This window comes from Stenotrophomonas sp. STEN054, assembly GCF_056854535.1.
This window is the reverse complement of record NZ_JBXFWG010000039.1, coordinates 1-19,779: the sequence shown is the minus strand read 5'-3', so window position 1 is coordinate 19,779 and position 19,779 is coordinate 1. Positions and strand designations below refer to the sequence as shown.

The window sequence follows — 19,779 nt, the reverse complement described above, 5'->3', positions numbered from 1 at the left end:
CACCCAGTCGCTCATCGCTGGCGGCGCCACACCTGGGTCCAGGCATCGCGCGCCCACAATGCCATTGCGAGTGCGACCGGCAGTTCGGCGTAGCTCATGCCGAGGATCAGCAGCTTCAGGAACGGCACCACCGACAGCAGCAGCCAGCCGTTGAACTGGATCTGCAGGTGGCTGCGCCGCCACCAGCGCCACACGGACAGGCCCAGGACCGGCCAGGCGAGCAGGGTGCCGGCAGTGCGCAGCTCCAGCCCGTGGATCAGCACGATGGCCACGATCGCCAGCAGTGGAATCGGCAGCAGCGCCGCGATCGCGGATCGATGTGGCTGCTCGTCGTGCACCTGCCAGTGCAGGAAGGTCTGCATCGCGGGGGCAATCGCGCCCAGCAGCACCAGCGCCAGCGCGGCGTACAGTGCCACCCGTGCGTAGGTGGCCAGCGGATGGATGCCGGCAGCGCCGTCACCCGAGGCAAACTGCCCAAGCATGCCCACGGCCAGCACCAGCAGCGCGGCGATCACCGCACACGCGACACCGCGCAGCAGTCCCTGCAGCCAGCGCTCGCGGTTCAGCCGGTGCATCGCGCCGATGTCGCGCCAGAACGCGATCTGGCGGGCCTGCAGCGGTGCCGGCACCGCCGTGTCGTCATCGATGCCCAGGGCATCAAGGGTCTGGTTGAGGTCGCGCCCGCGCTGGGGCGACAACGAAGTGAGCAGCGCCTGCCAGTGATTCCATGGACGCGAAAGCCAGGCCATATGCTCGCGGGCCGCGGCGGGCGGGTTCGGCAATCCGCAGCGATGCAGCAGCTCGGCCAGGCGATGGTGGTTACCTGGCTGCACCACCCACTGGCGGTGCATCTCCATGCGCCGTGCATCCAGTGCATAGGGATCCACGCTGCTGCCGATCTCGTCCCAGCCGAACAGTTCGGCCAGCACATCGAGGTTGTCGGCCTGCACCGGCTCGGTGGCGGAGAACAGCGCATCCAGCAGGGCGTCACCGATCCGCGCTTTCCCCTGCAGCGACCACAGTTCCGGCTGCTGCGCCAGCCACTCCTGCAGCGCGTCCGGCTCCTGCTGCACGGCTTCGGCCAGGATGCGGCCGGCGATGGCCTCCACGGCCATGCGCGGGCCGGCCCGCACGTGGTCATCCGCCTGCGGACCCGCGTCCGCAACGCTCGGCGCCGCCCATTGCAGTGGTGCTTCCGGTCCGCTGCCGGGCCACGGGGCCTCCTCTGCGGCGCGATCCTTCGCCCATGCCAGTGCGGCCTGGTACGCCTCATGCAGCTGCTGGAAGGCGACCGGATCGTCCTCCGGGCGGGTCACCCGCAGGCGCTGCGCGTAGGCCCGCTTGATCGCGCGTTCGTCGGCATGCTCGTCCAGCTCCAGCACGTCCAGGCCCCAGCTCATGCATCGCGCTCCAGCATGTCCAGCGCCTGCGACAACTCGCGGCGCTGCTGCTCGATGTGGTGCAGGTCCTGGCCGTCCAACGCGTGGCGGAACTGCAGCAGCCAGCCCTGCAGCATGTCGCGCTGATCGATGAACTCCTCGTACAGGCGTTCGGCGCGGGCCACCACGGCCAGGTTCTGCTGGGCATCGCGCGGATGGATCTTCAGGTCCTGCAGGGCCTGCAGGCGCTGCTGGATCTCCTCGGGCGACAGCAGGCCCGGGTTCTGTTCCAGGATCAGCTCGTGGCGCAGGCCCGTGGCATCCTCGGTGACCTCCACCTGCAGCAGGCCGTTGATGTCGTAGGTGAAGCGGGTGGTGATGCCGCGCTCTTCCATCGGCGCACGATGGGTCAGCGGCACGCGCAGCTCGCCCAGCTTGATGTTGCGGTCCACGGTCGGGCTTTCGCCCTGGTAGATGTCGATCACGACTTCGCGCTGGCTCTCGTGGATCGGGAAGAACTGATCCTCGCGGCTGACCGGCACCACGCTGTTGCGCTGGATGATGGGATGGAAATAGCCGCCGCGCGATTGCCCATCCGGCATACGGCGCGACACCTGGGTCCCCAGCGTGTAGGGGCAGACGTCGGTCAGCACCACTTCGCGCAGGGCCTCATTGCGTCCCTTCAGGCCGGCGGCGACGGTGGCACCCAGGGCGATGGCATGGTCCGGGTGGACGTGGCGCAGCGGCAGCCGGCCGAACATGCGGGTGACCAGGCGGCTGACCATCGGCATGCGCACCGCACCGCCCACCAGCACGATGTCGTCCAATGCGTCCGGCTGCAGCCGTGCATCGCGGATCGCCCGCTCGATCGGGCCGCGCATGCGCTGCAGCAGGGGATCGCACAGCCGGGCGAATCCGGCCTCGTCCAGTTCCCAGCGCAGCCTGCGTTCGCCCAGCGTCAGCTCCAGCGTGCTGCTGCCGCTGTGGCTCAGCTCGCGCTTGAACATTTCCAGGTGGCGCAGCAGCTGCGCCCTCTCGCTGTCGGCCAGGGTAGCCAGGTCCAGGCGCTGGTCGGCCAGCAGGGCCTCCAGCAGCACGCTCGAGAAATCCTCGCCGCCGAGGAAATTGTCGCCGGCACTGGCATGCACTTCGATCACGCCGTCGAACAGCTCCAGGATCGACACATCGAAGGTGCCGCCGCCCAGGTCCAGCACCAGCACCCGGCCTTCACCCTCGCGCTGCTGCAGGCCATAGGCCAGAGCGGCGGCGGTGGGTTCGTTGATCAGGCGCTCCACGCGGATACCGGCCAGTTCGCCGGCGGTGCGGGTGGCCTTGCGCTGCGCATCGGAGAAGTACGCCGGCACGCTGATCACGGCCTCTTCCACCTTCTGCCCCAGGGCGGCCTCGGCGTCGGCCAGCAGCGAGCGCAGCACCAGCGCCGAGAGCTCCTCGGGGCGGAAGCTGCGGTCGCCCAGGCGGGTCTGCCGGTCGGTGCCCATCCAGCGCTTGAAGTTCGCCACGCTGTGCGCCGGATGGCTGACCAGGCGGTCGCGCGCCGGTTGCCCGACCAGCACCGCGCCGTCGGCCAGGCTGACCACCGAGGGCGTCAGCAGCTCGCCGTGCGCATTGGGGAACAGTCGAACGCCGCCCGCCTCGTAGATGCCCACCAGCGAATGGGTGGTGCCCAGGTCGATACCGACGATCATGCTGCTTCCCTGACTGCATGTGATGGAATGGCGATTGTAGGCCGACAACGTGGCCGATGAACGCGCCACCCCCAACCATCGGCCGTTGCCCCGTCGGTCCCCAGCGGCTATGGTCCCGGGCTGTTCTGTACTGCCGGAAACGCCGATGTCTGCCCGCAAAACCCTTCCTGCCGCCCTGGCCCTGGGCCTGACCCTCGCCGCAGGCGCCCATGCCGATGAAGGCATGTGGATGCCGACCCAGCTGCCGGAGCTGGCCAAGCCGCTGAAGGCGGCCGGTTTCAAGGGCAACCCGGCCGAGCTGGCCAACGTCACCGCGCCGCCGCTGAGCGCCGTGGTGCGTGCCGGCGGTGGCACCGCCTCGTTCGTTTCCGCCGACGGCCTGCTGCTGACCAACCACCACGTGGCGATGGGCGTGATCCAGTACAACAGCTCGCCCGAGCACGACCTCATCAACGGCGGCTTCATCGCCCAGGGCCGCGCCGACGAGCGCCCGGCCAATCCCGACTTCCGCGTGCTGGTCACCGTCGGCTTCGACAAGGTGACCGACCAGGTGCTGGCCCAGGCCAAGGGCAAGACCGGCCGCGCCTACTTCGACGCCGTCGATGCGGCCAGCAAGCAGATCGTGGCCGACTGCGAGAAGGACGGCAGCGTGCGCTGCTCGGTGGCCAACATGTACTACGGCACCGATTTCTACCGCATTGCCCAGCTGGAACTGAGCGACGTGCGCCTGGTCTACGCGCCGCCGCGCGCGATCGGCAACTACGGCGATGAGATCGACAACTTCATGTGGCCGCGCCACACCGGCGATTTCACCCTGCTGCGTGCCTACGTCGGCAAGGACGGCAAGCCGGCTGCCTACAGCAAGGACAACGTGCCCTACCAGGCGCCGGCGCACCTGCAGATGTCGGTGGAAGGCCCGAAGGAAGGCGATTACGCGATGCTGGCCGGTTACCCGGGCATCACCTACCGCCACCGCACTGCGGCCGAATTCGCTGGCCAGATCGACACCGTGCTGCCGCGCCGCGTCTCGGTGTTCCAGCAGATGATCGACACCATCGAGGCGGCCACCGCCAACGATGCGCAGGCACGTACCCGCTACGCCTCGCAGCTGCAGTCGCTGAAGAACAACCGCAAGCGCGCCGCCGGTGAGCTGGAAGGCCTGCTGCGCAGCGATGCCAAGGCCCAGCGTGCGGCCGACGAAACCGTCATGCTGGCGGCTACCGACCGCAGGTACCAGGCCGACATCAAGGCGCTGCTGGCCAACCTGTCGCAGGGCGCGGCGGTGGGCGAGCGCGATCTGCTGCTGGACCAGATGGCCCTGCAGACCCAGCTGCTGCGCTCGGCGCTGCTGCTGGAACGCCTGCGCATCGAATCGGCCAAGCCGGACGCGCAGCGCGAGACCGGCTACCAGCAGCGCGACCAGGCGATGATCGAGGGCGTGCTCAAGCAGGTGCAGCGCCGCTACGCACCGGAAGTGGAGAAAGCCCTGCTGACCCGCCTGCTGACCCGCTACCAGCAGCTGCCGGACGCGCAGCGCGTGGCCGAGTTCGACACCGCCTTCGGCCGTACCCCGGAACAGCTGGCCAAGGCCTTGGACGGCCTGTACGCGGGCACCCAGCTGGGTGATGAGGCACAGCGCCTGTCCCGCTTCGCCGCCGCGCGCGAGGGCAGGGCCCTGGCCGCCGATCCGCTGATCGCCGTGGCCGGCCCGCTGGTGGCCGCGCAGCTGCGCATCGAGAACGAGAGCAAGACCCGCGAAGGCGAGCAGTTGCGCCTGCGCCCGGCCTACATGCAGGCGCTGTTCGCCTGGCGTGCCAAACAGGGCCGCGCGGTGTACCCGGATGCCAACCGCACCCTGCGCATCAGCTACGGCAAGGTGGAAGCGCTGCACCCGCGTGACGGCGTGACCTACTCGCCGGTGACCACCGTGGCCGGCATCGTCGAGAAGAACACCAACGCCTACCCGTTCGATGCGCCCAAGCCGCTGCTGGCGGCCATCGCCAAGGGTGATTTCGGCAGCACCGCCGACCCGGCGCTGAAGACCCAGACGGTCAACTTCCTGACCAACCTGGACACCACTGGCGGCAACTCCGGCTCGCCGGTGCTCAACGCCAAAGGCGAACTGATCGGCCTGAACTTCGACAGCAACTGGGAATCGGTCAGCGCCAGCTGGTGGTTCGACCCGCGCTTCAAGCGTGCCGTGCACGTCGACATGCGCTACCTGCGCTGGCTGCTGGCCAAGGTCTACCCGGCGCCGGAACTGCTGAAGGAAATGGGCGTCCCGGCGGAATAAGGCCGGTTGCGGGTGGGTGCCTACCTCCTTTGGTGGGTGCCCACCGTCCACCTCATCTGGTGGGTGCCCACTGTCAGTGGGCACGGATGCCCCGTCACGACCAACGGTCGCGACCTACCCTCCCGCCCAACGGTCGTGATCTACTGGCCCCTGTCCTGACGGAAACGCGCGCGTGGTCTCCAGCTGGATCCTGCTGCTGGTCTCGGTTGCCTATGCCGCGCTGCTGTTCGGCGTGGCGTGGTGGGGCGACCGTCGGCCGATGTACCCCGACCGGCCGTGGCTGCGGCCCGTCGTCTACAGCCTGGCGCTGGCCGTGTACTGCTCGTCGTGGACCTTCTACGGCGCGGTAGGCACCGCGGTCCGCCACGGCGTGGGCTACCTGCCGATCTACATCGGCCCGCTGCTGATGCTGCTGTTCGGCTGGCGCATCATCGAGCGCCTGGCGTTGGTGGCGCGCAGCCAGAACGTTGTGTCCATCGCCGATTTCATCTCCTCGCGCTTCGGCCGCTCGCGGCGGCTGGCCGCGCTGGTGGCGATCATCGCCCTGATCGGCATCGTTCCGTACCTGGCGCTGCAGTACAAAGCGGTGGCGATGAGCCTGCAGGTGCTGACCGGCAACACCGGCCCCACCGGCTTCTTCACCGACCCGGCCCTGTACGTGGCGCTGCTGATGGCCCTGTTCGCGACCCTGTTCGGTACTCGCCAGGTCGATGCCACCGAGCATCACCACGGCATGATGCTGGCCATCGCTTTCGAATCGGTCATCAAGCTGCTGGCGATGCTGGCGGTGGGCGTGTTCGCCTACCTGTGGCTGAGCAACCGCACCGATGCGGTGGTGCAGTCGGTGCATACGCTGTTCACCGGCCTGCCGCCGGTGGGCTTCATCTCGCAGACGCTGCTCAGTTTCCTCGCCATCATCTGCCTGCCGCGGCAGTTCCACGTGGCCGTGGTCGAGTGCGGCGACGTGCGTGACGTGCGCCGCGCGCGCTGGATGTTCGGCGGCTACCTGGTGCTGATCTCGGCGATGGTGCTGCCGATCGCCACGGCCGGCGTCACCCTGTTCGGCACCGGGGGGACCGTGGCCGACGATGCGATGGTGCTGGCCCTGCCGCTCGCCGAAGGGCGCAACGCGCTGGCGTTGATCGCCTACGTCGGCGGCTTCTCGGCCGCCACCGGCATGGTCATCGTGGCCTCCATCGCGCTGGCCACCATGGTCAGCAACGACCTGGTGATGCCGGTGCTGCTGCGCCGCAGTGGCGACCACCAGGAAGCAGCCGACATGGCCTCGCGCGTGCTGTGGATCCGCCGCATGGCGATCCTGCTGCTGGCGCTGATGGCCTACAGCTACTACCGCAGCAGCAGCAACGACAGCAGCCTGGCCTCGTACGGCCTGATGGCCTTCGCTGCGGTGGCGCAGTTCGCGCCGGGCCTGATCGGTGGCCTGTACTGGCGCGGCGCCAGCCGTCGCGGCGTCGAGGCTGGCATGGTGCTGGGCTTTGCCACGTGGATATACACGCTGCTGCTGCCGGCGATGACCATGGCTGGCTGGGTGGATGCGACCTGGGTGCGGCACGGGCCGTTCGGCGTGGAGTGGCTGCGTCCGCACCAGCTGTTCGGCATGACCGGCTGGGACCCGCTGACCCATGGCACGTTCTGGTCGCTGCTGGTCAACGTGGCCACGATGATGCTGGTGTCCGCGCGCTGGCGTCCGGGCGTGGACGAACGCCTGCGCGCCGCGCCCTTCCTCGATCCCTATGCCGAGCGACCCTCGGTGGCCGGCGGCTGGCCCGGTCATGTGCACGTGGGTGACCTGCTGGCACTGGCCTCGCGTGTGGTCGGCGAGCGCCACGCACGGCGCTCGTTCTATGAACAGGCGCAGTCGCTGGGGCGCGAGCTGCAGTCGACGGCGCCGGCGGACCGGCCCTGGGTGCAGTTCACCGAGCGCCTGCTGGCCGCGTCCATCGGCGCCGCGTCCGCGCGCCTGCTGCTGACCAGCCTGCTGCGCGGCTCGGGCATGGACCTCGGGGAAGTGGTGGCGGTGCTGGACGAAGCGGGGCAGGAGCTGCGCTTCAACCGCGAGATCCTGTCCACCACGCTCGAAAACATCAGCGCGGGCGTCAGCGTGGTCGACCCGGACATGCGCCTGACCGCCTGGAACCGCCGCTACCAGGACATGTTCGGCTACCCCGACGGCATGCTCTACGTGGGCCGCCCCGTGGCCGACCTGATCCGTTACAACGCCGAACGCGGTGAGCTTGGCGAAGGCGATATCGAAGTGCAGATCAACCGTCGCATCGGCTACATGCGCGCCGGTTCACCGCACGTGTTCGAGCGTACGCGCAGCGACGGCAAGGTGATCGAGATGCGCGGCCAAGCCCTGCCTGGCGGCGGTTACGTGACCAGCTACAACGACATCACCGACTACAAGCACGTGGAAAAAGCGCTGCTGGAAGCCAACGAAACACTGGAACAGCGCGTGGCCGAACGCTCGCACGAAGCCGAGGTCGCGCAGCAGTCGAAGACCCGCTTCCTGGCGGCGATCAGCCATGACGTGCTGCAGCCGCTGAACGCTGCGCGCCTGTTCGCCTCGGCATTGCGTGATAGTGACCATGTGAGCGACGAACAGAAGCACCTGGCCGAGCGCGTGGATGCCTCGCTGCGTGCGGCCGAAGAACTGCTGGATGGCCTGCTGGACGTCTCGCGGCTGGATGCCGGTGGCCTGCATCCGGTAATCGGTGAGTTCGACGTGAGCGCGCTGATGCGCGAACTGGCTGCACAGTACACCCCGGTGGCGGCGGGGCGCGGCCTGCGCCTGGACCTGTTCGCGCGCACCACCTGGGTACGCAGCGACCGCCGCCTGCTGCGCCGCGTGCTGCAGAACTTCCTCGCCAATGCGCTGCGCTACACCCGCCAGGGCCGCATCGTGCTGGCCGTGCGCCAGCGTGGCGATGAAGTGGAGCTGCAGGTGTGGGATACCGGCCCGGGCATCCCCGAGCACCACATGCGGCAGATCTTCGACGAGTTCCATCGCTACCAGCAGCCCTTCGACTGGGGCGAGCAGGGGCTGGGCCTGGGCCTGTCGATCTGCCAGCGCATTTCGCGCCTGCTGGACCACCGCCTCAATGCGCGCAGCCGGGTCGGCAGCGGTTCGATGTTCTCGATCATTCTGCCGCGCGTGGCGCCGCTGCCGGGCTACAGCGAGCCGCTGCTGCCCGCCCAGGCCGCCGCACCGCCGGTGCGCAGCGATTCGCTGGCCGGCATGCGCGTGCTGTGCGTGGACAACGACGAGGAGATTCTCGACGGCATGCGCGCGCTGCTGGGCCGCTGGCAGGTGCAGGTGATCACCGCATCCACGGTGGACCAGGCGCTGGAAAGGGTGGCCGAGCAGCCACAGGTGATGCTGGTGGACTACCACCTGCACGACCGCATGGATGGCCTGGACGCGCTGGTGGCCCTGCGCGAAGCGGCCGGCTATCCGTTGCCGGGCGCGCTGCTGACCGCCGACGGCCGCGACGAGCTGAAGCGCATGGCCCGCGAGCGCGGTTACCGGGTGCTGACCAAGCCAATCAAGCCGGCCTCGCTGCGCGCCTTCCTCGGCGCGCTGCGCGACGCAAGGTAACGCGGAGCCTGAAATCCTCTGTAGAGCCGAGCCGATGCTCGGCTGGAGCGCTGTAGAGCCGAGCCCACGCTCGGCTGCATCGCGCCGTGCACCCACAGTTTCCCCGGCAATATAGCCTTCGCTATACAAACCAGCCCTGCCTGCGCGTTTGCCCGGAAATGCGCCACGCGTGGATCGCGGTGCTAAGCTTCGCGTCCCCTTGGGGAGTAGCCGGATTCCTACGCAGGAATCGTCCACGTCAACATACTCGGCCAGTGCGCCGTGGCGTGGACAACCATGATGGTTGGCGAGACCAGCGGCCCGCGCGCGCAACGTCAGGTTGGGCGCGAGCGCGAGCCGTGCGTCCGTCCTTGCCCGACCTTCAGCAGCCGCCAATGTCTCCTGTTTCGATCCTCCTGATCGGCTTCGCCATGTCCACCGATGCCTTCGCTGCGGCGATCGGCAAGGGTGCGGCCATGCGCAAGCCGGTGTTCCGCGATGCACTGCGCGCCGGCATCATCTTCGGCGTCATCGAGGCGATCACGCCCATCATCGGCTGGCTGCTTGGTCGCGCCGCCCTGCAGTACGTGGAAGCCTTCGACCACTGGATCGCGTTCGGCCTGCTGGTCGCGCTGGGCGTGCACATGATCATCAACGGCGTGCGCCCGGACAGCGGCGAAGAGGATGAGGATCCCTCGCAGCACCACGGTTTCTGGAAGCTGGCACTGACCGGTTTCGCCACCAGCATCGACGCGATGGCCGTGGGCATCGGCCTGGCCTTCATGGACGTGCATATCGGTGTGATGGCTGCGGTCATCGGCCTGTGCACGCTGACCATGGTCACCGCCGGCATCATGCTGGGCCGCGTGCTCGGTGGCATGGTCGGCAAGCGCGCCGAGATCATCGGTGGCGTGATCCTGGTCATCATCGGTTCGACGATCCTGTACGAACACCTGCACGGCGTGGCGTAACACGCGGAGCTGTAGAGCCGAGCCTGCGCTCGGCTCCAAGGTGAGGCATCGGCCGACAGGCGATGCGGTGTTGCCCCGATGGAGAGCCTGTCGGGCGCAGCATAGTCTTCGGGCATGTCCAGTCCCGCACTCCGTACTGGCCGGTGGTCGCAGACCGGCAATGTCTATGCGATCACCGCTGTGACATACGCGCGTCGACGCTGGTTCGACGATGAAGCCAACGTCGACCTTCTGATCGAGGCACTCCGTACGGTGGAGCGGACGGGGCGGACGTGCTCCCTGGCGTGGGTGGTCATGCCGGATCATCTGCACTGGCTGATCGAACTGCGATGCGGAACGCTCGCCGGATGCATGCAGATCCTCAAGTCCAGAAGCGGACGGACCATCGCCAGGCAAGTGGAAGCCAACGCGCCGATCTGGCAGCCGGGCTACTACGACCACGCGCTGCGCAGCGATGAATGCCTGCGCACGCAGGCGATGTACATTGCGGCCAATCCGGTTCGTGCTGGGCTGGCGACGTTTCTTGGCGAGTACCCTCACGCCTGGAGCAGATGGCCTCTGCAGGAGTAGCGCGGTATTCGGCGAACAGCAGCCGAGCATGGGCTCGGCTCTACAAAAGGCGGGTGCCGCGAAGTCCTGTAGAGCCGAGCCTGCGCTCGGCTCACGCGCGCAGCGCGGTGTTCGGCGAACAGCAGCCGAGCATGGGCTCGGCTCTACAAAGGCAGGTGCCGCGAAGTCCTGTAGAGCCGAGCTTGCGCTCGGCTCACGCGCGCAGCGCGATCTTCGGCGAACAGCAGCCGAGCATGGGCTCGGCTCTACAAAGGCAGTTGCCGCGAAGTCCTGTAGAGCCGAGCCTGCGCTCGGCTCACGCGCGCAGCGCGATCTTCGGCGAACAGCAGCCGAGCATGGGCTCGGCTCTACAAAGGCAGGTGCCGCGAAGTCCTGTAGAGCCGAGCCTGCGCTCGGCTCACGCGCGCAGCGCGATCTTCGGCCAACAGCAGCCGAGCATGGGCTCGGCTCTACAAAAGGCGGGTGCCGCGAAGTCCTGTAGAGCCGAGCCTGCGCTCGGCTCACGCGCGCAGCGCGATCTTCGGCCAACAGCAGCCGAGCATGGGCTCGGCTCTACAACGGAAGTTCAGTCTTCTTCTGGCGGCAGCACGATGGCGTCGTCGTCGATCGCCAGCTTGCCGGCCATCAGCACGGCCTGGGTGCGGTTTGTCACGCCCAGCTTGCGCAGGATGGCGGTGACGTGGGCCTTGATCGTGGCCTCGGAGACGTTGAGGTCGTAGGCGATCTGCTTGTTCAAGCGGCCGGCGCCGAGCATCTGCAGCACGCGGAACTGCTGCGGGGTCAGTTCGCGCAGGCGCTGGCCGACTTCGCGTTCCTCGCTGCCGGTGGGCGGCACATTGTGCGCTTCCGGCGGCGCCCAGGTTTCGCCATCGAGGATGGTGCCCAGCGCGTGGCCGATCGTGTCCGAGTCGGCCGATTTGGGAATGAAGCCCAGCGCGCCGTGGTCGAGCGCGCGGCGCATCACCGTCGCTTCTTCGCGTGCGGACACCACCACCACCGGCAGGTGAGGGTGCAGCGAGCGCATGTGCACCAGCGCGTTGAAGCCCTGCGCGCCAGGCATGTTGAGGTCCATCAGGACCAGGTCGGCGTCGTTGTGCTGGTCGGCCAGCGCGTACAGCGCTTCCACGCTGTCGGCCTCGAACAGCTGCACGCCGGGGATGACCCGCTGCACGGCCCCACGCAGGGCCTCGCGGAACAACGGGTGGTCATCGGCAATCAGGAGGGTGGTCATGGTCGGGGGGAACCGTGGGGGAAAGCAGATGCGGTCGGAGCCCTTTCCTTGCGGAAAGGGATCCGACCCTGGGTCGTACGTCAGCGCACCTTGCGCTCGTCCACCAGCGACGCCACCACCGACGGATCGGCCAGGGTCGAGGTGTCGCCAAGCTGGTCCGGCGCGTTCTCGGCAATCTTGCGCAGGATGCGGCGCATGATCTTGCCCGAACGGGTCTTGGGAAGGCCCGGTGCCCACTGCAGGTGGTCCGGCGTGGCGATGGGGCCGATTTCCTTGCGCACCCAAGCGACCAGTTCCTTGTGCAGCTCGTCGCTGGGGGCTTCGTCGGCCACCAGGGTCACGTAGGCGTAGATGCCCTGGCCCTTGACGTCGTGCGGGAAGCCGACGACAGCGGCCTCGGCCACCTTCGGGTGCGACACCAGCGCGCTTTCCACTTCGGCGGTGCCGATGCGGTGGCCGGACACGTTGATGACATCGTCCACGCGGCCGGTGATCCAGTAGTAGCCGTCTTCATCGCGGCGGCAACCGTCGCCGGTGAAGTAGCTGCCCGGGTAGGTGCGGAAATAGGTGTCGATGAAGCGCTGGTGGTCGCCGTACACCGTGCGCATCTGGCCCGGCCAGGAATCACGGATGATCAGGTTGCCCTCGGTCGGGCCGTCCTGCACTTCGCCATCGGCATTGACCAGCGCCGGCTGCACGCCGAAGAAGGGCAGGGTCGCCGAACCCGGCTTGAGATCCATCGCGCCGGCCAGCGGCGAGATCAGGATGCCGCCGGTCTCGGTCTGCCACCAGGTATCGACGATCGGGCAGCGGCTGTCGCCGACCACCTCGTAGTACCAGCGCCAGGCTTCCGGATTGATCGGCTCGCCGACGCTGCCGAGCAGGCGCAGCGAGGCGCGCGAGGTCTTCTGCACCGGCTCCTCGCCCTCGCGCATCAGTGCGCGGATGGCGGTCGGGGCGGTGTAGAAGATCGTCACCTTGTGCTTGTCGATCACGTTCCAGAAGCGCGAGGTGTCCGGGTAGTTCGGCACGCCTTCGAACATCAGCGAGGTCGCGCCGTTGGCCAGCGGACCGTACACGATGTAGCTGTGGCCGGTGACCCAGCCGACGTCGGCGGTGCACCAGTAGATGTCGTCTTCGCGCAGGTCGAACACCGCTTCATGGGTGTAGGCCGCGTACAGCAGGTAGCCGCCGGTGGTGTGCAGCACGCCCTTCGGCTTGCCGGTGGAACCGGAGGTGTAGAGGATGAACAGCGGGTCTTCCGCGTTCATGCGCTCGGGTTCGCAGGTCGACGGCTGGCTGTCCACCACATCGTGGAACCAGCGGTCGCGCGGGGCCTGCATGTCGACCGCGCCGCCGGTGTGGCGCACCACCAGCACGGTTTCAACCGTGTTCGTGCCCGGCAGCTTCAGCGCGGCATCGACGTTGGCCTTCAGCGGAATCTTTCGACCACCGCGCAGGCCTTCGTCGGCGGTGATGATCAGTTTGCTCTGGCAATCGCTGACGCGGTCGGCGATCGAGTTCGGAGCGAAGCCGCCAAACACCACCGAATGGATCGCACCGATGCGCGCGCAGGCCAGCATGGCCACGGCCGCATCGACGATCATCGGCAGGTAGATGGTGACCCGGTCGCCCTTCTTGACGCCCAGGTTGCGCAGCGCGTTGCCGAGGCGGCAGGTGCGCTCGTACAGCTCGCGGTAGGTGACGTGCTGTGCCGGTGCGTCCGGGCCGTCCGGTTCGAACAGCAGGGCGGTCTTGTCGCCGCGCTTCTCGAGCTGGCGGTCCAGGCAGTTCACGCTGGCGTTGAGCTCGCCGTCCTCGAACCACTTGATGTGGAAATCGGCCAGGTCGTAGCTGACGTTCTTGATCTTCGCCGGCTTGCGCATCCAGTCCAGCCGTTCGGCGGCCTTGCCCCAGAACGCATCCGGGTCGGACACCGACGCCTGGTACTGCTGCTCGTAAGACGTCTTGTCGATGCGTGCCTTGGCGGCGAACTGCGGATCGACGGGGTAGATATCAGCCATGGCACCCTCACTTGCACGTTGACTTTGTATGTGCGGTCGCAGCATCGCAACGACCCTCCGCCACCAGTTTGCCCCATCCACCCCCGGTCGCGTCACCACGGCGCTTAGACCATGGTCGAAAGTCGGCGCCCTGCGGGCCCGGGTTCGACCAATGGCGAATACCGCTATACATAAACGCCCCGCAGTCTCGGCTCGACCGTGCCCCACGCGCGGCATCACCTTGCCACTTGGGAGAGAGGGCAACATGAGCCACCGTACGTTGAAAGCCGTGCGCACACCTTTGGCGGCCTGCCTGCTGGTCGCTCTGGTCGCACCGGGCATGGCGTTCGCAGAGACCGCCAAAGAGAAAGCGCTTGAATCACGCGTTGCCGAGCTGGAGCGCCAGGTCCAGGCGCTGCTGTCTTCGCAGCAGCAACAGCAGACCCAGATCGTGCAGACCCAGCAGGCCGTGACCGATGTCCGCGCCGTGCAGGCCGAGCAGAAGCCGGTCGTACAGGTGCCGGCCGGCAAGCAGCCGATCCAGGTCACCACCATCACCCCGGGCGCCGCGCCGGGCACCACGGTCAAGATCGGCGGCTTCATCAAGGCCGATTTCCTGGCCACCCAGACCAGCGATGGCCAGCTGGCCGACGATGCCACCGGCCGCGCGCTGTACCTGCCGGGCCAGACCCCGGTGGCCGGTGCCGGCGGCTCGGGCAAGCGCTCGGACGTGGACTACAACGCCCACGCCAAGTTCTCGCGCTTCAACATCGGCATCGACAACGTAAGCGAATCGGGCAACAAGTCCGGCGCGATGTTCGAGATGGACTTCTTCGGCAACTCGCTGGGCAACCAGACCTCCACCAACACCTATGGCGTGACCCTGCGCCACGCCTACATGTACTGGAACAACTGGCTGGCCGGCCAGACCTGGTCCAACTTCATGGATGCGGCGGCGCTGCCGGAGGCGGTCGACTTCGTCGGCCCGACCGATGGCGTGGTGTTCGTGCGCCAGGCGCAGGTGCGCTACACCCAGGGCGGCTTCAGCGTCGCCCTGGAAAACCCGGAAACCACCACCCTCACCGGTACCCGCAATCCGGTCACCGGCGTGTGGACCAACGCCAGCGCCAACTCCGACCGTGGCAGCCTGCCCGACCTGACGATGCGTTATGGCTGGAAGGGCGACTGGGGCACCTTCGGCGTCGGCGGCATCGTCCGCCAGCTGAAGGTCGACAACCAGGCCACCGGCGCCAAGGCCGACAAGGTGGCCGGCGGCCTGACCCTGGGCGGCAAGTGGGTGATGGGCGGCAATGATTCGCTGCACTACCAGCTGACCGGTGGCGAGGGCATCGCCCGCTACATCGGCCTCGGCGTCACTGCGGATACCGCCTATGACATCGCCCGCGACGAACTGAACCCGACCGGCGTGCTGGCCGGCTACGTGGGCTGGCGCCATGTCTTCTCGCCGAAGCTGCGCACCAACCTGATCTACGCCCGCAGCGACTACGACAACGATGGCAGCCTGGGGCCGCTGGTCACCAAGAGCGTGCAGAGCATCCGCGGCAACATCTTCTACACGCCGATGCCCAAGGTCGATGTCGGTGCCGAGTACATGTACGGCGTGCGTGAGATCGAGGATGGGCGCAAGGGCGATATCAACCGCGTGCAGTTCACCACGAAGTACAGTTTTTAAATGAGTGCCGACCAACGGTCGGCACCTACCAGAACATGATTGCCGACCAACGGTCGGCACTACAGAGGGGAAGCGTCACATGTCAGCAACACCTGCACCGGCGAAAGCCCAACTTACCCAGGGACACAAGAAGGTCATCTTCGCGTCCAGCCTGGGCACTGTTTTCGAGTGGTATGACTTCTTCCTGTATGGCTCGCTTGCCGCGATCATCGCCAAGCAGTTCTTCAGTGGCGTCAACGAAACCACGGGCATGATCTTCGCCCTGCTGGCCTTCGCCGCCGGCTTCTTCGTGCGTCCGTTCGGCGCGGCCTTCTTCGGCAGCCTCGGCGACCGCATCGGCCGCAAGTACACCTTCCTGGTCACCATCCTCATCATGGGCATCTCGACCTTCCTGGTCGGTGTGCTGCCCAACTACGCCTCGATCGGCTTCGCCGCACCGGTGATCCTGATCGTGCTGCGCCTGGCCCAGGGCCTGGCGATGGGTGGTGAGTACGGTGGAGCGGCCACCTACGTGGCCGAACATGCACCGCCGGACAAGCGTGGCCTGTACACCAGCTTCATCCAGTGCACCGCCACGCTTGGCCTGTTCATGTCGCTGCTGATCATCCTGGCCTGCCGCTACTTCCTGGGCAATGAAGCCTTCGAAGCCTGGGGCTGGCGCATTCCGTTCCTGGTCTCGATCGTGCTGCTGGGCGTGTCGGTGTGGATCCGCCTGCAGCTGAGCGAGTCGCCGCTGTTCCAGCAGATGAAGTCCGAGGGCAAGGGCTCCAAGACCCCGTTCCGTGACAGCCTGAAGGGCGGCAACCTGAAGCTGATGCTGCTGGTCCTGCTGGGTGCCGCGGCCGGCCAGGCCGTGGTCTGGTACGGCGGCCAGTTCTACGCGCTGTTCTTCCTGAGCAGCATGCTGAAAGTCGACGCCACCACCTCCTACCTGCTGATCGCTGTCGCGCTGGCGCTGGGCGTGCCGTTCTTCATCTTCTTCGGCTGGCTGTCCGACCGTATCGGCCGCAAGAAGATCATCCTGGCAGGCTGCCTGCTGGCCGCCGTTACCTACATCCCGATCTTCAAGGGCCTGACCCACTTCGCCAACCCGGCCATCGAAGAAGCCCGCAGCAACTCGCCGGCACTGGTTGTGGCTGATCCGAGCACCTGCTCGTTCCAGTTCGATCCGGTGGGCCTGCGCAAGTTCACCAGCTCCTGCGACGTTGCCACCGCCGCGCTGACCAAGGCCGGTGTGCCGTATGACGTGCAGCCGGCAGCTGCCGGTTCGCTGGCCGTGGTGAACGTGGGCAGCGCCAGCGTCACCTCGTACGAGGCCGCCGGCCTGACCAAGGAAGAGGGCAAGACCAAGGCCGATGCCTTCGGTGCCGAACTGAAGGGTGCACTGACCACGGCGGGCTACCCGGCCAAGGCCGATGGCTCGCGCATCAACATCGCCGGCACGATCTTCATGCTGTGGCTGCTGGTGCTGTACGTGACCATGGTCTACGGCCCGATCGCCGCCTACCTGGTCGAACTGTTCCCGACCCGCATCCGCTACACCTCGATGTCGCTGCCGTACCACATCGGCAACGGCTGGTTCGGTGGCTTCCTGCCGGCGATCTCCTTCGCGCTGGTGGCCGGTACCGGCAACCTGTACTACGGCCTGTGGTATCCCATCATCATCGCGCTGATGTCGGTGGTGATCGGCGGCCTGTTCCTGCGCGAAACGAGGAACGTGGACATCACCAAGTAAGCGTGATGTTCATCGGATGAAGGAAAGGCCGTGGTGAAGACCACGGCCTTTCTGTTTGCGGGAATGCGTCGGGGTAGAGTCGACCGTTGGTCGACTGCTCTTGGCGGGATTGTTGAAAACGCGCGCTCCGCGCGACAGTCGACCAACGGTGGACCCTACCGCGGCGCGGTACAGCACCCCATCGAGACGACGGTTGCGCGATCCCGCACGCCGTATAGTCGGCCCATGACCACCACCGCCCCAGCCGACCTCCCCGCCATCCTGCAGACCCTGCGCAGCGCCTGGCAGGCCCAGCGCCCTTCGCTCGACCAGCGCGACGCGGACCTGCGACGCCTGCGCGAGGCGCTGCAGACGCGCATGGATGAAATGGCCCAGGCCATCGCCGAGGACTTCGGTCACCGCGCCCACGTCGAATCGAAGCTGGCCGATGGCATGAGCGTGCTGTCGGCCATCGACCACCTGCGCCGGCACCTGCGGCGCTGGTCGAAGCCGCAGCGGGCATCGGCCGGCTGGAAGCTGTGGCCGGCGCGCGCGCAGCTGCGGCCGACGCCGCTGGGCGTGGTCGGCGTGATCTCGCCCTGGAACTACCCGGTCACGCTGGCGCTGGTGCCGCTGGTCACGGCCATCGCCGCGGGCAACCACGTGCTGCTGAAGCCCTCCGAACACACCCCGCGCACCAGCGCGTTCCTGGCCGATCTGCTGGCCAATGTGTTCGCGCCTGATCGGGTGGCAGTGGTCCAGGGCGGGGCGGACGTGGCCGCGGCGGTGTCCTCGCTGCCGCTGGACCATCTGTTGTTTACCGGTTCGACCGCCGTCGGCCGCAAGGTGATGGCCGCCGCAGCCGAGCATCTGGTGCCGCTGACCTTGGAGCTGGGCGGCAAGTCGCCGGCGATTGTCTGCCGCGATTTCCCGCTGGAAAAGGCCGCCGCGCGGCTGGCCACCGGCAAGTGGTTCAACGCTGGCCAGACCTGCATCGCGCCGGACTACGTGCTGATCGACACCGCGCGCCAGCGTGAGTTCGTGCAGGCGCTGCAGCAGCAGGTGCGCGAGCGCTACGGCGACTTCAGCGATGCCGGCGATTACACGCGCATCATCAACGAGGGCCAGTACCAGCGCCTGCAAGGTTATCTGGCGCAGGCACGCGAGCGCGGCGTGCCGGTCATTCCGCTGGCGCAGGTGGACGCGGCGCGCGCCGATCGTGAACGCCTGCTGGTGCCGACCGTGGTGCTGGACCCGCCGGATGACCTGGACCTGATGCGCGAGGAAATCTTCGGGCCGATCCTGCCGGTGCGGGCCTACCCCAACCTGGAAGCCGCGCTGGCCGATGTACTGTCGCGCGACCGGCCGCTGGCGCTGTATCCCTTCAGCCATGACACGGCCACGGTGGAGCGCATCCTTGGCCAGGTGGTGGCCGGCGGGGTGACGGTCAACGACACGCTGCTGCACTTCGCCGCCGACGGCCTGCCGTTTGGCGGGGTGGGGGCCAGTGGCATGGGCGCGTACCACGGCCGGGCCGGGTTCGATGCCATGAGCAAGCGGCTGCCGGTGCTCTGGCAGTCGCGCTGGGCGGCCAGTGACCGGCTGCGGCCGCCGTATTCGAAGATTGCGGGGTTGTTGAAGCTGCTGGTCCGGTGAAGCCACGCATGGCGTGGCTCTACTGACGGGATCTGCTCTGGTGGGCGCCAACCAAGTTTGGCGCCTACCAAATCCCACCCGGGTAGAATGACCCCCATGAAAATCGCCTCGTGGAACGTCAATTCGCTCAATGTCCGCCTGCCGCACCTGGAGCAGTGGCTCAAGGATTTCGGCCCGGATATCGTCGGTATCCAGGAAACCAAGCTGGAGGACCACAAGTTCCCCGATTCGGCGCTGATCGCCGCGGGCTACCGCAGCGTGTTCGCCGGCCAGAAAACCTATAACGGCGTGGCGCTGCTGTCGCGAGATCCGGCGCAGGACGTGCAGATCGGCATCCCCGGCTTCGAGGACGAGCAGAAGCGCGTCATCGCCGGTACCTTCGGCGACCTGCGTGTGATCAACCTGTACGTGGTGAACGGCCAGGACGTCGGCACCGACAAGTACGAGTACAAGCTGCGCTGGCTGGAAGCGGTGCATGCCTGGATCGCGCAGGAACTGCAGCGCCATCCCAAGCTGATCGTGATGGGCGACTTCAACATCGCCCCGGACGTGCGCGACGTGCACGACCCCGAGGTCTGGAACGAGAACCACATCCTGACCTCCACCGCCGAGCGCGGTGCGCTGCAGAAGCTGCTGCAGCTCGGCCTGCATGATGCGTTCCGCCTGCACAACGACGAGGCCGGCGTGTTCAGCTGGTGGGATTACCGCGCCGCCGGCTTCCGCCGGAACCTCGGCCTGCGCATCGACCTGACCCTGGTCTCCGATGCGCTGAAGGCCAGTGCGGCGGCCTCGGGCATCGACCGCGAGCCGCGCACCTGGGAGCGCCCCAGCGACCATGCGCCGGCGTGGGTCGAGATCGGTTGAAGCGGTAGCGTCGGGCCAATCCCGGCGCGCGCAGCGGCGGCAGCGAAACGCCGGGCATGGCCCGGCGCTACCCCGCAGTTGACCGTAAGCTATTGCGGGTG

The 19,779-nt window shown here is 67.4% G+C and carries 12 protein-coding genes and 1 riboswitch; of the genes, 8 read left to right on the top strand and 4 right to left on the bottom strand.

All coding sequences use genetic code 11. The annotated features are described in order from the left end of the window. Positions 1-11: 11 nt before the first annotated feature. Together AC1VXD_RS14765 and AC1VXD_RS14760 are read right to left on the bottom strand one after the other, a co-directional pair. Positions 12-1,400 (bottom strand): hypothetical protein, encoded by a 1,389-nt coding sequence (locus tag AC1VXD_RS14765; RefSeq protein ID WP_482992674.1) that lies wholly within the window; start codon positions 1,398-1,400, stop codon positions 12-14. Then, positions 1,397-3,085: an Hsp70 family protein gene (locus AC1VXD_RS14760; protein ID WP_482992673.1), complete on the bottom strand. Its 1,689-nt coding sequence runs from the start codon at positions 3,083-3,085 to the stop codon at positions 1,397-1,399. Before AC1VXD_RS14760 ends, AC1VXD_RS14765 begins: the two co-directional genes overlap by 4 nt. Before the next feature lie 145 nt (positions 3,086-3,230). On the opposite strand from AC1VXD_RS14760, the gene AC1VXD_RS14755 reads away from it, so the two are divergent. The 4 genes from AC1VXD_RS14755 to AC1VXD_RS14740 all read left to right on the top strand — a co-directional run bounded on the left by AC1VXD_RS14755 (position 3,231) and on the right by AC1VXD_RS14740 (position 10,517). Next, positions 3,231-5,378, top strand: coding sequence for a S46 family peptidase (locus tag AC1VXD_RS14755; protein ID WP_482992672.1), 2,148 nt, complete (start codon positions 3,231-3,233; stop codon positions 5,376-5,378). Between the two features lie 172 nt (positions 5,379-5,550). Then, a complete protein-coding gene (locus AC1VXD_RS14750; protein ID WP_482992671.1) occupies positions 5,551-8,997 on the top strand; it encodes a hybrid sensor histidine kinase/response regulator in 3,447 nt (1,148 codons plus the stop codon). A 195-nt stretch (positions 8,998-9,192) separates the two neighbouring features. Next, positions 9,193-9,282, top strand: a riboswitch (yybP-ykoY riboswitch). 89 nt (positions 9,283-9,371) lie between these two features. After that, entirely contained in the window at positions 9,372-9,947 is a 576-nt protein-coding gene (locus AC1VXD_RS14745) for a manganese efflux pump MntP (protein WP_079224342.1), read from the top strand. A 114-nt stretch (positions 9,948-10,061) separates the two neighbouring features. Further along, a complete protein-coding gene (locus AC1VXD_RS14740; RefSeq protein ID WP_482992670.1) occupies positions 10,062-10,517 on the top strand; it encodes an REP-associated tyrosine transposase in 456 nt (151 codons plus the stop codon). 565 nt (positions 10,518-11,082) lie between these two features. Here the strand turns inward: AC1VXD_RS14740 and AC1VXD_RS14735 are convergent. Continuing rightward, positions 11,083-11,748 (bottom strand): response regulator transcription factor, encoded by a 666-nt coding sequence (locus AC1VXD_RS14735; RefSeq protein ID WP_006477308.1) that lies wholly within the window; start codon positions 11,746-11,748, stop codon positions 11,083-11,085. Positions 11,749-11,828: 80 nt separating this feature from the next. After that, complete coding sequence (gene acs, locus AC1VXD_RS14730; protein ID WP_482992669.1) at positions 11,829-13,772, bottom strand: acetate--CoA ligase; 1,944 nt, start codon at positions 13,770-13,772, stop codon at positions 11,829-11,831. Positions 13,773-14,016: 244 nt separating this feature from the next. Between acs and AC1VXD_RS14725 the strand changes: the two genes are divergently transcribed. From AC1VXD_RS14725 to xth, 4 genes are all read left to right on the top strand, one after another. Next, positions 14,017-15,444, top strand: coding sequence for a DcaP family trimeric outer membrane transporter (locus AC1VXD_RS14725; protein WP_482992668.1), 1,428 nt, complete (start codon positions 14,017-14,019; stop codon positions 15,442-15,444). Positions 15,445-15,523: 79 nt separating this feature from the next. After that, positions 15,524-17,179 (top strand): MFS transporter, encoded by a 1,656-nt coding sequence (locus AC1VXD_RS14720; RefSeq protein ID WP_482992667.1) that lies wholly within the window; start codon positions 15,524-15,526, stop codon positions 17,177-17,179. Between the two features lie 225 nt (positions 17,180-17,404). After that, complete coding sequence (locus AC1VXD_RS14715) at positions 17,405-18,814, top strand: coniferyl aldehyde dehydrogenase (protein WP_482992666.1); 1,410 nt, start codon at positions 17,405-17,407, stop codon at positions 18,812-18,814. Positions 18,815-18,910: 96 nt separating this feature from the next. Beyond that, a complete protein-coding gene (gene xth, locus AC1VXD_RS14710; protein ID WP_482992665.1) occupies positions 18,911-19,678 on the top strand; it encodes an exodeoxyribonuclease III in 768 nt (255 codons plus the stop codon). The last annotated feature ends 101 nt before the right edge of the window (positions 19,679-19,779 follow it).